This is a genomic window from Acidimicrobiia bacterium, assembly GCA_036271555.1.
Lineage (GTDB): Bacteria > Actinomycetota > Acidimicrobiia > IMCC26256 > PALSA-610 > DATBAK01.
Genome location: DATBAK010000066.1, coordinates 43,666 through 56,592 on the forward strand (window position 1 = coordinate 43,666; position 12,927 = coordinate 56,592).

At 69.9% G+C, this 12,927-nt stretch carries 13 protein-coding genes; 9 read left to right on the plus strand and 4 right to left on the minus strand.

What is annotated here, in order from left to right:
- The first annotated feature begins 28 nt into the window (after nt 1-28).
- On the plus strand, nt 29-592 hold the full coding sequence (locus tag VH914_16175; protein HEX4492745.1) for a Clp protease N-terminal domain-containing protein: 564 nt from the start codon (nt 29-31) through the stop codon (nt 590-592).
- Here the strand turns inward: VH914_16175 and VH914_16180 are convergent.
- Entirely contained in the window at nt 589-1,674 is a 1,086-nt protein-coding gene (locus VH914_16180; protein HEX4492746.1) for an acyl-CoA dehydrogenase family protein, read from the minus strand. The two genes, VH914_16175 and VH914_16180, sit on opposite strands and share 4 nt — an antisense overlap.
- 57 nt (nt 1,675-1,731) lie before the next feature.
- Between VH914_16180 and VH914_16185 the strand changes: the two genes are divergently transcribed.
- From VH914_16185 to VH914_16205, 5 genes are all read left to right on the plus strand, one after another.
- Nucleotides 1,732-2,256, plus strand: coding sequence for a sigma-70 family RNA polymerase sigma factor (locus VH914_16185; protein ID HEX4492747.1), 525 nt, complete (start codon nt 1,732-1,734; stop codon nt 2,254-2,256).
- Nucleotides 2,253-3,122 (plus strand): hypothetical protein, encoded by an 870-nt coding sequence (locus VH914_16190; GenBank protein HEX4492748.1) that lies wholly within the window; start codon nt 2,253-2,255, stop codon nt 3,120-3,122. The genes VH914_16185 and VH914_16190 overlap by 4 nt, the downstream gene beginning before the upstream one ends.
- A 15-nt stretch (nt 3,123-3,137) precedes the next feature.
- On the plus strand, nt 3,138-4,346 hold the full coding sequence (locus VH914_16195; GenBank protein ID HEX4492749.1) for an acyl-CoA dehydrogenase family protein: 1,209 nt from the start codon (nt 3,138-3,140) through the stop codon (nt 4,344-4,346).
- Nucleotides 4,347-5,222, plus strand: a complete 876-nt coding sequence (locus tag VH914_16200; GenBank protein ID HEX4492750.1) for an LLM class F420-dependent oxidoreductase — start codon at nt 4,347-4,349, stop codon at nt 5,220-5,222.
- 81 nt (nt 5,223-5,303) lie between these two features.
- Complete coding sequence (locus VH914_16205; GenBank protein HEX4492751.1) at nt 5,304-6,056, plus strand: maleylpyruvate isomerase family mycothiol-dependent enzyme; 753 nt, start codon at nt 5,304-5,306, stop codon at nt 6,054-6,056.
- A 46-nt stretch (nt 6,057-6,102) separates the two neighbouring features.
- Here VH914_16205 and VH914_16210 read toward each other — a convergent pair whose 3' ends face one another.
- A complete protein-coding gene (locus tag VH914_16210) occupies nt 6,103-7,284 on the minus strand; it encodes a thiolase family protein (GenBank protein ID HEX4492752.1) in 1,182 nt (393 codons plus the stop codon).
- 138 nt (nt 7,285-7,422) lie between these two features.
- On the opposite strand from VH914_16210, the gene VH914_16215 reads away from it, so the two are divergent.
- Nucleotides 7,423-9,198 (plus strand): FAD-binding protein, encoded by a 1,776-nt coding sequence (locus VH914_16215; GenBank protein ID HEX4492753.1) that lies wholly within the window; start codon nt 7,423-7,425, stop codon nt 9,196-9,198.
- 24 nt (nt 9,199-9,222) lie between these two features.
- On the opposite strand, the gene VH914_16220 is transcribed toward VH914_16215, so the two are convergent.
- Nucleotides 9,223-9,744 carry a DoxX family protein gene (locus VH914_16220; protein ID HEX4492754.1) on the minus strand — a complete coding sequence of 174 codons (522 nt, stop codon included), beginning with the start codon at nt 9,742-9,744 and terminating at the stop codon, nt 9,223-9,225.
- A 163-nt stretch (nt 9,745-9,907) separates the two neighbouring features.
- Between VH914_16220 and VH914_16225 the strand changes: the two genes are divergently transcribed.
- On the plus strand, nt 9,908-11,161 hold the full coding sequence (locus tag VH914_16225) for a cytochrome P450 (protein ID HEX4492755.1): 1,254 nt from the start codon (nt 9,908-9,910) through the stop codon (nt 11,159-11,161).
- Nucleotides 11,162-11,356: 195 nt separating this feature from the next.
- Entirely contained in the window at nt 11,357-12,643 is a 1,287-nt protein-coding gene (locus VH914_16230) for an amidohydrolase family protein (protein ID HEX4492756.1), read from the plus strand.
- Nucleotides 12,644-12,675: 32 nt separating this feature from the next.
- Here the strand turns inward: VH914_16230 and VH914_16235 are convergent, their stop codons facing one another.
- On the minus strand, nt 12,676-12,915 hold the full coding sequence (locus VH914_16235; GenBank protein HEX4492757.1) for a hypothetical protein: 240 nt from the start codon (nt 12,913-12,915) through the stop codon (nt 12,676-12,678).
- Nucleotides 12,916-12,927 lie beyond the last annotated feature (12 nt).

A 12,927-nucleotide genomic window follows, 5' to 3' on the forward strand; every position in this document is an offset into this window, starting at 1 on the left:
GCCCGAGCCGGCCGCGATCTCCGTACGCATGGCCGTGCTGGATCGGGTTCCGGCGGAGGCCGGCACGCGTGCGCGCGGGCTGTTTCGCCGGCGCGCTCCGCAATCCGTTCCCTTCCAGCCCGTCCTGCCCGACACGACGCCCGCGGCCGACCAGACCCTCGAGCAGGCGACGCGTCTCGCGGGCGCGCAGCCGGTGGGGTCGCAGCACCTCCTGCTCGCGGCGCTCGGAGATCCGGAGAGCGCGGCGGCGCGCGCGCTCACGGAGCTCGGAATCGATCTGGATCGAGCGAAGGAAGCCCTCGGCGCGGTCGACGTCACCGGCACGACCGACGAGCCGCCCGAAGACGCGGGGCGGCGTCAGATGCGCGTGTCCGTGAACGACGACATCGTGACCGTCGAAGCGCGCGATGCCTCGTTGCTGCACCTCGCGCGCGCCGCCGTCGACGCGCTCGACGACGACGTCATCGCCGGCGACGCGCCGACCGCGGTGCGGCTCGGTGACGTGTGGCTCGCGCTGCGCGACGCGTTCGTCGACATCCGCCGGCGCGCGGAGCAGCCCCCGGCGGAGACCGGCGAGGACGAGTCGGCTTAACCCAGCACGAGATCGGCGAGCCGGCCGCGGTGGAAGCCACCGCCGCCGAGCATCACATCACTCGCCTTGGCGCGCTTGAAGTGGAAGTGCGCGTCGCAGTCCCACGTGAAGCCGACGCCGCCGTGGATCTGGATGTCCTCGCCCGACACGTACACCGCGGCCTCACCGACGAAACCCTTGCACATTGCCGCGGCGCGCTCGCGCGCGGGATCGTCGACATCGGAAGTCCACGCCGCGTAGTGCGTCCCGACGCGCGCGAGCTCGACCTGCTGGAGCATGTCGACGGCCTTGTGCCGAATCGCCTGGAACGACGATAGCGGCCGGTCGAACTGCACGCGCACCTTCGCGTACTCGACCGCGAGCCGGTGCGCCGACTCGCACGAGCCGACGAGCTCCGCCGCGAGCATCACGGCCGCGTCGTCGACGACGCGCTTCCAGATCGCGGTGTGATCACCGTCGGGCCCGATGCGGCGCACCGCGCGCTCGCCGAGGTCGAGGCGGCTGATCTTGCGGGTCGGATCGAGTCCGGGCACGAGCTGCGCCGCGGGTGCCTCGAGCAGGAACGAGCCGATGCCATCCTCGGTGCGCGCGACGACGATCGCCCAGTCGGCGGTGTGCCCGTCGAGCACGGTCGGCTTGAGCCCCGACACCACCCAGTCCGCGCCCTTGCGGCGCGAACGCGCGCGCACGCGATCAACGACGTCGCCGTGACCCATCTCCTCGATCGCGACGGTGCCGCGCAGATCACCGCTCGCGAGCGGACCGAGCAGATCGTCGGCGCCGAGCCGCTTCGCGGCGAGCGTCGCGAACACCGACGACGAGAAGTACGGGCCCGGGAACGGGAAGCGACCCATCTCTTCCATCACGACGACCATGTCGACGAGATCGAGCCCGAGACCGCCGTGTGCCTCGGGGATCAGAAGGCCCGCCCATCCGAGCTCGGTCATCGCGCGCCACACGTCGTCGGTGAAACCGCGTTCGTCGTCGACCATCGCGCGGACGTAGCTCATGCCGCGATCGTCGAGGAACGACCGCACGCTGTCGCGCAGCGCTTCCTGGTCGTCGGAGAACGTGAAGTCCATGGCCGCGCACGTTAGCGGGCAACTAAACCGTCGAGCATCGTGGGGCGACGGAGTGACATGAGGTTCGGTGAGCCGGTCGTCGAGGCCGAGGCCGGCGTTCGCGAGAGGAGCGCCGACGGTGAGTTCGACGCGTTCTGGAGCGCGGACCACTCGGCGGTGCTCGCGCTCGCGGCCGCGCTCACGGGAGACTGGAACACCGCCGAGGACCTCACGCAGGACGCCTTCGCCGCCTTGCACGGGCGCTGGGACGAGGTCGAGAACCCCGCGGCCTGGGTGCGCCGGGTCGTGACCAACCGCGCCGCCTCGCACTGGCGCCGGCGCGTGCGGGAGGCCGCGGCACTCGCGCGCCTCGCCGCGCGCCCGGCCGCCGTCGCGCTCGCACCCGAGCACGACGAGTTCTGGGCGACGGTGCGAGCACTGCCGCGTCGCGAGGCGCAGGTCGTCGCGTTGTACTACGTCGACGACCGGTCGATCGCCCAGATCGCGACGCTGCTCGGCATCGCCGAAGGAACGGTGAAGGCGACGTTGTCGCACGCGCGTGCATCGCTCGCGCGCGCACTCGCAGTCGAGGAGGAGTCATGAGCGCGACGTTGGACGATCGGGCGCGCGCCGCGAGCGACGCGGTGCGCGTCGCGGCCGAGCTCCGCCCGGCGATCGCGCCGTCGTCGCGTCGGCGCGCTCCCGCGCGCGTCCTCGTGACCGCCGTGGTACTCGTCGTCGCGCTCACCGTCGGCGTGTTCTTCGCGCTGCGCTCCGCGTCACCGCGTAAGGGCGGCGCGGCGTCGCAACCATCGGACCGATACGAGGCGAGCGCAACCGTGCTCGCGACTTCCACAGCACACGGCAGGTCGGTCGTCAGCCAGGACGAGTCGCTGGTGCGAAACGGTGTCGTTCCGTCTCGTGTCGCGACGCAACTGCACTATCACGGCGGGCCGCAGCAGCTCGTCCAGCAGGTGCACGTCTCGGTCGACTCGAAGACGGGCCGGATCACGATCACCTCGACCCAGCACACTGCGGCGCGCGCGATCGCCGTCGTCGACGCCTTCGCCGAGCAGCTCGTCCGATACCTCGCGCAGGTCGCCCAGACGGAGTACGACGCGCAGGTCACCAAGGCCCTCGACCTGACGCAGCAGCTCTCCCACGAGCGGATCGACGTGCAGACGCAGCTGCTGACCAATCCGAACGACGCCGCGCTCGAGACACGGGCGCAAGCCCTCCGATCGGCCCTCGCGAACGCGCAGACGGCGTACGCGAAGTTCGTCAGCGCCGGCCTTCCCGAGGCGCCGGTGCGGCTCGTCGAAGAGGACTCCGCGAGACGGCTCGGGTCGACGCCGCACTCGACGAGTCATCGCTCGCTCGATGTCGCGCTCGCGGTGATCGTCCTGCTGCTGCTCGGTGGCGCGCTCGGATTCGGGCTCGCTCGGCACCGGACCGTGCCGCAGGGCTGACGCTATTGTCAGGTCGTGGACTTCGCGTATACCGCCGAAGACGAAGCGTTCCGCACCGAGCTCGTTGATTGGCTCGACGAGAACCTTCCGAAGTTCCTCGCCGAGACGGAGAGCGACGAGGATCCCGGCGGCGGGCAGGCCGCGGGCATCAAGCGCACGCAGGAGCGGCGCAAGGAATGGCAGCGGCGCCTGAACGACGGTCGTTGGGCATGCATCAACTGGCCGAAGGAGTGGGGCGGTCGCGAAGCGACGCCGGTGCAGAACGTCATCTACTCGGAGACGATGGCATCGCGCCGCGCGCCCGGCATCTACAACGCGAACGGGCTGTGGCAGATCGGCCCGATGATCATCAAATGGGGCACCGACGAGCAGAAGCAACGTTGGTTGCCGGGCATCCTCTCCGCAGACGAGCACTGGTGCCAGGGATTCTCCGAACCGCAGGCCGGCTCCGACCTCGCGAACCTGCGCACGATGGCGATCCGCGACGGTGACGAATACGTCGTCAACGGCACGAAGATCTGGATCTCCACCGCGCACCTCGCGAAGTGGGGCTTGTTCCTGCTGCGCACGGATCCGAAGTCGATCGAAGAGAAACGCAAGCACGACGGCATCACCGCGTTCATCATCGACATGGACACGCCGGGCATCGAGTGCCGCCCGATCCGCGACCTCACCGGCGACGAGATGTTCAACGAGGTGTTCTTCACCGACGCGCGCATCCCCGCCGACTACCGGCTCGGCGAAGAGGGTCAGGGCTGGCAGGTCGCGATGGGCACGCTCGGTCACGAGCGCGTCGGCACGTCGGGTCTCGCGATCACGATGGCGCAGGATTTGCGGGCGATGATCTCGACCGCGCGCGCGGTGAACCCCGATGCGCTCGACGATCCCGAGATTCGCGAGCGCATCGCGCGCGCGTACACGCAGATCGAGTACACGAAGCTGCTCAACTACCGCGCGCTCACGAAGATCATCAAGGGTCAGAAGAACTGGCCCGAGGTCCCGCTGGCGAAGTTGCAGTGGAGCCACCTCGCGCAGTACCTCGCGGAGCTCGCGATCGATCTGCTCGGCCCGGCCGGGTTGCTCGCACGCAACGGTCCGGACGCGGTCGACGGCGGTTCGTGGACGCGCCTCTACAGCTTCCAGCGCTACACGTCGATCGGCGCGGGCGCGACCGAGGTACAGAAGAACATCCTCGCCGACCGCGCCATCATCACGAAGAAGTAGTTGAAGCTCGGCATCGTCACGCCGGTGCTCACGATGCTCCCCCGCGCGCACGCGCGTTGGGAGGAGACGGGCACGCTCGCCGACGTCGTCGAGATCGCGCGCGCCGCAGACCGGCTCGGCTACCACCACCTCACCTGCAGCGAGCACGTCGGCATCCCGGTCGACGTCGCGGAGACGCGCGGTGCGCGCTACTGGGATCCGCTGCCCACCTTCGGCTACCTCGCGGCGGTGACGGAATCGATTCGATTCGCGACGCACGTGCTCGTGCTCGGCTACCACCATCCGCTCGCGATCGCGAAGCGCTATGGCACGCTCGACCGCGTCTGCGACGGCCGGCTCGTGCTCGGCGTCGGGGTCGGCTCGCTCGCCGCAGAGTTCGCGCTGCTCGACGCGCCGTTCGAGGATCGCGGCGCGCGCGCCGACGACGCCATGCGCGCGCTGCGGGCCGCGCTCTCGCAGGTGCGGCCCGAGTACCACGGCGAGTTCTACGACTTCTCGGAGTTCGTGGTGGATCCGTGCGCGCAGCAGGCGCGCGTGCCGCTGTGGGTCGGTGGTCGCACCGCGCGCTCGTTGCGACGCGCGGTCGAGCTTGGCGACGGCTGGGCGCCGTTCGGTCTGCGGAGCGCGCAGATCGCGGAGATGATGGGCCGCGCGCGTGCGACCGATGCGTGGTCGTCTCGCGATGCGCCGATCGATGTCGTGCTCCAGAACGAGCATCCCCTCGATCCCCTCGGCGAGCCCGAGCGGGTCGCCGAGCAGGTCGGGCGGCTGGCCGCCGCCGGGGCGACCGCGCTCAACGTGCGCTTCGTGCACCACTCCGTCGCGCACGTCTGCGAGCAGCTCGAGGCGCTCGTCGCTATCGTGCCGACCCGATGACGGGCCAGGTGGAGACCGAAGGCGCGGTCAACGACTGCGATCAGCGCCACCTGCGGATCGAGCGCCGGAGGTCGGAACCGCATGAGATCTGACGAGTACCTCGACGCCATCGAGATCGCTTCGAACCGGATGGCCGACGCGCTCGACGCGGACCGCAACGCACCGATTCCGTGGTGCGGCGACTGGACGGTCGAGGACTGCGTGCAGCACGTCGGCGGGCTCCAGCACGTCATCGTGGGCGTGATCGACGGGCGCCCGGCCGCGAACTTCGGACTGTTCAAGACCCTGAACCCGCCGAAGGCCGACGACCCCGCGCTCGGCTCGTGGTTCCGCGAGGGCAGCGCGGCGTTGCTGGATCGCCTCCGCAACACCGCGTTCGACGAACTCTGCTGGACGTTCTCGTCGGACACGCCGACCGTCGAGTTCTGGGCCCGGCGCTGCGCGCACGAGACGTTCGTCCACGGTTGGGATGTCGCGCGCGCCGCGGGCATCGAGCCTCCGACCGTCAGCGCGGAGATGGTTTCCGACGGTCTCGACGAATACCTCGACATGTTCACCGCCATGATGCGCGGCGCGCATCAGTCGCCCGGCGCGGGCGAGACCGCGCACGTGCACTGCACCGACGCTGCGGGCGAGTGGCTGATCACGTTCCCCGAAGCTGGTGCGCGCACGCTGACGCGCGAGCACGCCAAGGGCGACGTCGCGTTCCGCGGTCCGGCCGAGGGTCTGCTGCTCTACTTCTGGGGCCGGCTCTTCGCCGAGGAGGCCGGCATCGAGATCATCGGCGACCCCGCGCTCGCGTCGCGTTGGTCGGAGCTCGTCCCGTCCGTATAAGGCGCACCGAGCCTCATCCGGGGATCGATCGTCGCGCCCGGCCCGTTCAACCCAGGCGCTCGATGACCGTCGCGTTCGCCTGCCCGCCACCCTCGCACATCGTCTGGAAGCCGTAGCGGCCGCCGGTCTGCTCGAGATCGTTGAGCATCGTCGTCATGATGCGCACACCGCTCGCGCCGAGCGGGTGGCCGATCGCGATCGCGCCGCCGCGGGGGTTGAACTTCGTCATGTCGGGGTCGAACTCGCGCGCCCACATCAGCGCGATCGCGGCGAACGCCTCGTTGCACTCGATCGCGTCGAAGTCTTCGACCTTCATGCCGGTGCGCTCGAACAGCTTGTGCGTGACGGGCACCGGTGCGGAGAGCACGAGCACCGGATCCTCCGCGGCCACGGCGAAGTGCACGAACCGCGCGCGGATCGGAAGACCCAGCCGCTCCGCGGTCTCGCGCGACGCGATGATCATCGCCGACGCCGCATCGTTCATCTGCGACGAGTTGCCGGCGGTGATGTTCGGTGCCTGATCGGGATCCCACGACATCGCGGGCGCGAGCCCTGCCAGCGTCTCCATCGTCGTCCCGGGCCGGATGCCTTCGTCGCGAGCGAGCACCTCACCCGTGAGCTCGCCGTTCTCGTCCTTGATCGGGACGGGGATGATCTCCTTGGCGAAGAAGCCGTTCTCGCTGTTCTCCTGCGCGCGGCGGTGACTCTCGACCGCGTACGCGTCCATGTCGTCGCGCGTGATGCCGTACTTGTCGGCGAGCACCTGCGCGACCCAGAACTGGATGCCGAGCACACCGTTGCACTCGCGCATGAACGACGGGCTGAACGGACCCGTACCGCCCTTCGAGTTCGACGCCATGGGCGCCCGCGTCATCGACTCGACACCACACGCGATCGCGAGGTCGTAGGCGCCGGCCATCACGCCCTGGGCGACGAAGTGCACGGCTTGCTGCGACGACCCGCACTGCCGGTCGACCGACGTCGCGGGCACGTGCCACGGCAGACCCGCCGCGACCCACGCGTTGCGCGTGACGTTCGTGCCCTGCTCACCGGACTGCGTGACGCAGCCGCCGACGACGTCGTCGACGATGCCCGCGTCGAGGTCGTTGCGCTCGATGATCGTGCGGAGCGCGAAGCCGAGCAGATCCGTCGGGTGCCAGTTGCTCAGCGCACCCTTGCGCTTCCCGATCGCAGTGCGCGCGGTGTCGACGATGACGGCTTCCCTCATGTGCATGCGGGCGATGGTATCGAGGAGGTCATCGAGGCAACACCAGCAGGAACGGGCGGTCGCTCTGCGGGCCGCCCGAGCCCGGGACGAGGCATCAGGAGCGGCGAGCGCAGCGAGTGCGACCAATAGAGTCGGCGCGTGCGCATCGCGGCGTTGGTGAAGCAGATCCCGAGCTTCGAGAAGATGCAGCTCGGACCCGACGGCCGGCTCGTGCGCGACGGCATCGAGCTCGAGCTGAACGCGTACTGCCGGCGCGCCGTGAGCAAGGCGTGCGAGCTCGCGACCGAGCGCGGGGGTTCCTCGGTCACCGTGATCACGCTCGGTCCGCCGAGCGCGGAGGACGCGCTGCGCGAGTCGATCGCGTGGGGACTGCAGCGCGACGTCGAGATCGACGGCGTCCTCGTGAGCGATCCCGCGTTCGCGGGCAGCGACACGCTCGCGACCGCGCGGGCGCTCGCCGCGACGCTCGACCACCTCGGTCGCTTCGACCTCGTCCTCGCCGGCCGCAACTCGCTCGACGCCGACACCGGCCAGGTCGGCCCCGAGCTCGCGCAGCTGCTCGACATGCCGTTCATGACCGGCGTGCGCTTTCTCGCGCTCGAGGGCGAGACGCTCAACGTCCGGTGCGAGCACGACGACGGCTGGCTCCAGACCGAGCTCGCGCTCCCCGCGGTGCTGTCGTGCGCGGAACGGTTGTGCGAGCCCGCGAAGGTCGATCCCGACGGCCGCGCCGCCGTGCCGGCCGAGCTCATCCGCGTGCTCGACGCGTCGGCACTCGGCGCGGGGCCGTGGGGCCAGGACGCGAGCCCGACGCGCGTCGGACCGGTGCGCGTCATCGCCGAGGAACGCGTGCTCGCCTGGTGGCCGGACGCGTCCGTCGAGGAGCAGGTGCGCAATGCCGTCGCCGAGCTGCACCGACGGGGCGCGCTTGACCCCGGCGTCGTCGACGACGATCACGCGCCGGTACCCGCGCCGCGCGAAGCAAACAACGGCCCGGTCGTCGCGGTGGTCGTCGAACCGGCGCGCGAGCGACTGACCGCGGAGCTGCTCGCGAGCGCCGCGCTCGTCGCGGAGCAGATCGACGGTCGCGTCGTCGCGATCACCGTCGAGGAATCCGACACCGACGCGATCGGCGGACACGGCGCCGACGCGGTCGTGCAGCTGCAGGGATCGCACGTCGAAGAGGACGTCGCGCGCGGGCTCGCCGACTGGGCCCGCGACAACGGGCCGTGGGCGATCGTCGCGGGCAGCACCGCGTGGGGACGCGAGGTCGCGTCGCGCGCGGCGGCGGCGCTCGGCGCGGGACTCACGGGCGACGCGATCGGCCTCGAGGTCGAGGACGGACGACTCGTCGCGTGGAAGCCCGCGTTCGGCGGCCAGCTCGTCGCCGCGATCACCGCGACCTCACCCGTGCAGATGGCGACGGTACGCGCCGGCATGCTCCCCCGGCTCACGCCGCGCACCTTCCGCGCGCCGGTCACGACGCGCGCCGTCGAGCCTCGTGGTCGCGTCCGCGTGCTCGCGCGCACGCGCGACGACGACCTCGACGTGCTCGCCGAAGCCGACGCGGTCGTCGGCGTCGGTGTCGGCGTCGACCCGACCGACTACCCGATGCTCGATCCGCTGCTGCACGCGCTCGGAGCCGAGCTCGCCGCGACCCGCAAGGTGACCGACCAAGGCTGGCTGCCGCGCGCGCGGCAGATCGGTATCACCGGTCGCAGCGTCGCGCCGCGTCTGTTCGTGAGCATCGGCGCGAGCGGCAAGTTCAACCACTCCGTCGGCGTGCGCGCCGCGCGCACGGTGCTGTGCATCAACTCGGCGTCGTCCGCGAAGATGTTCGGCGCGGCCGACGTCGGCATCGTCGGCGACTACCGCGCGGTCGTGCCGCTCCTCGTCGCCGCACTCTCCGGCTGAGCGGCCCGACGGCGGCCTTCGGCGCTACGAAGCTTTCGGCTCACGCGCCGGCGGGCGCCAGAACGTGACGAGCAGCGCGGCCGAGGCCAAGGGGCCGAAGATCAGCGCGACCACGAAGCCCTTCCAGCCGTGCAGCACGAAGTCGATGCCGTGGTCGACGGACCACTTCCCCGCGCCGAGCGCGCCGAGCGCGAGCGACGCGAAGCAGAGATTGGCGACGTACTCCCAGCCTTCGCCGGGACGGAAGATGAAGAAGCCGTTGCGCAAATGGTTCGTGATCCAGGCGACGAGCATCACGCCCGCGCACGCGCCCGCTGCGAACGGCGTGAGGAATCCGATGATCAGGCACGTGCCGGCGGCGAGCTCCGTCGCGCTCGCCAGCCACGCGTGCAGCACGCCCGGCTTCATGCCGAGGCTCTCGAACCAGCGCCCGGTGCCGGCGATCTTGCCGCCGCGGAACACGTGGTTGTAGCCGTGGGCGAACATCGTCGCCCCGACCGCGACCCGGAGGAGCAACAACCCGAGGTTGATCTGGTCGGCTGCCATGCGCGGATGCCCCTCCCGTTGCGCCCGTCGTGTGACCCGGAGTTCTAGCAGCGAGGCGGGCGCGGCCGATCGAGGGTGCGGCCCGCTCATCGATCAAAGCACATGACTTATAGTTCGCCGGGCGCTCGCGCGGGTGCGCCCAGCAGCGGAAGAGAGCACAGCCATGGCCAGCGACGACGTTCTTGCTCCCGCCGAGGAGTACGACCCCTTCGAGGACTTCAACCGCAGCGCCGGCATCGGGGTCGTCGAGAACCCGTACCCGTTGTTCGCGATGGCGCGCGCTCACGGCTCGCTGCTGAAGGAAGATCTCGGCGACCTCTCCGAGCTGGCCGAGATGACCGAGCAGGGCATGACCGCCCTCGACATCCCCGACGTCTACACCGCGTTCGGGTTCGATGCCGTTCAGACGGTGCTGCGCGACGGCGACACGTTCTCGTCCGCCGGATACGCCGAGGTGATCGGCGCGGTCATGGGCCACACCATCCTCGAGATGGACGAGCCCGAGCACCACACGTACCGCGCCCTCGTACAGCAGGCGTTCAGCCGCAAGGCGATGGATGTCTGGGAGTCCGACCTCGTGCGCGACGTCGTCGACGAGCACATCGACCACTTCATCGATCGCGGCCACGCCGACCTCGTGCGCGAGCTCACGTTCCCGTTCCCGGTCGTCGTCATCGCGCGTCTGCTCGGTCTGCCGCGCGAGGACCTGCCGCGTTTCCACCGGCTCGCCGTCGAGCTCATCAGCGTCGCGTTCGACATGGACCGCGGCCTCGCGGCGTCGGCCGAGCTCAACGAGTACTTCTGCGGGATCATCGCCGAACGGCGCGCGCACCCGCAGAACGACGTCATCAGCGTGCTCGAGAAGGCCGAGCTCGACGGCCAGCGCCTCACCGACGACGAGATCGTCGCCTTCCTGCGCCTGCTGCTCCCCGCCGGGGCGGAGACGACGTACCGCTCGTCGAGCAACCTCCTCTACGGACTGCTCACGAATCCCGCACAGCTCGACGCGCTGCGCGCCGACCGCGCGCTCATGCCGCAGGCGATCGAAGAGGGGCTGCGGTGGGAGCCGCCGCTGCTCACGATCATGCGCACCGCGACGCGCGACACGGTCGTCGACGGCTTCGACGTGAAGGCCGGCGCCACGATCGTCGTGAACATGGGCTCGGCGAACCACGACGAGAAGTACTGGGAGAACGCGGACCAGTTCGACATGTTCCGCGCCCCGCGCCAGCACCTCGCGTTCGCGTTCGGCCCGCACATGTGCCTGGGCCTGCACCTCGCGCGCATGGAGACCCGGGTCGTGCTCTCCCGCCTCCTCGACCGCCTGCCGAACCTGCGACTCGACGCCGACGCGGAAGCGCCGTTCATCACCGGCATGACGTTCCGCGCGCCCAACCACCTCCCCGTCGTCTTCTGAGCTCGGGCCCAGTTCGCGGACGCGCCCGCTTTGCGACATCCAGTAGCCCGAGAGGGCACTGAGGGTCGCAAAGTCACAGCACGGCAGACTCCGTCGCGCTCGCGACCACGCTCGGGCGCGCGCCCGGGGACCCGGCGCTAGGCTGACGTTGGCGTCAGGTTGCAGCGACCCCGCCGGTCGAAGGGGGAAGAGAACATGCGCGTGGAAGATCTCGTTCTCGTCAGCGTCGATGACCACGTGGTGGAGCCGCCCGACGTGTTCGAACGGCACCTCCCGGCGAAGTTCAAGGACGCGGCGCCGAAGCTCGTGCGCAAGGACTCCGGCATCGACGTCTGGCAGTTCCAAGGGTCGGAGATGCCCAACATCGGCTTGAACGCCGTCGCGGGGCGCCCGCCCGAGGAATACGCGATGGACCCGACGAGCTTCGAGCAGATGCGCAGCGGCTGCTACGACGTGCACGACCGCATCAAGGACATGAACGCCAACGGCGTGCTGGGCTCGATGTGCTTTCCGTCGTTCCCGCAGTTCACCGGGCAGTTGTTCTCGCGCACCGCGCAGAAGGACCCCGAGCTCGGCCTCGCGCTCCTCCAGGCGTACAACGACTGGCACATCGAAGAGTGGTGCGGCGCGTATCCGGGCCGGTTCATCCCGCTCGCGTTGCCCGCGCTGTGGGACCCCGAGATCTGCGCCGCCGAGGCGAAGCGCGTCGCCGCCAAGGGCGTGCACGCGATGACGTTCTCCGAGAACGTCACCAAGCTCGGATACCCGAGCATCCACAGCGACCACTGGGACCCGGTGTGGGAGGTCGCCCAGGACCTCGAGATCGTGATGTGCATGCACATCGGGTCGTCGTCGCAGATGGTGATCACCGCCGACGATGCGCCGATGGACGTGCTGATCACGCTGTCGCCGATCAACATCGTGCAGGCCGCGGCGGACCTCGTGTGGTCGCGCACGCTCAAGAAGTACCGGAACCTGACGTTCGCGCTCTCCGAGGGCGGCATCGGCTGGATTCCGTACTTCCGCGAGCGCATCGACTACACGTACGACCGTCACCGTTTCTGGACGGGTCAGGACATGGGCGGTCGCATGCCGAGCCAGGTGCTCGACCAGCAGGTCGTGGTGTGCTTCATCGACGACCCGGTCGGCGTCGAGATGCGGCACAAGATGAACATCGACATGATCACGTGGGAGTGCGACTACCCGCACTCCGACTCGACCTGGCCGCAGTCGCCGGAGTTCGTCGCGAAGCAGATGGCCGACGTGTCCGACGAGGACACGAACAAGATGACGCACACGAACGCGATGCGGCTGTTCAACTACGACCCGTTCACCACGCTCGGCGGGCGCGAGAACTGCACGGCGTCGGCGTTGCGCGCGCAGGCCGAGGGCTGGGACGTTTCGATCAAGGCGCAGGGCATCAAGGCGACCGGCACGGGCGCGATGGACCTGCTGCGGATGGCGACGAAGGAACGCGACTAGCACGAGCGGACTCCCGCGTCGGGTGATGCGAGTCACCCGACGCGCGCCCGATGTCGGAGCCGAGGCACCAGCCCTCGCTCCCCCAGTGCGCGCAGCGCACGCGCTTCCTCGACGTCGACGACGATCGCGTCGCCGGGCTCACGCTTGACGATGAAGCTGACGACGCAGTCGTCGCACGCGCTCGTGGCGCGCATCACGCACTCGTCGCAGTCGATTCGCAGGTCGTCCATCGCCTCGTGTCTCCCGGTGTCGGCGTCGGTGGTCTCCGCCACCGCCATCCAACA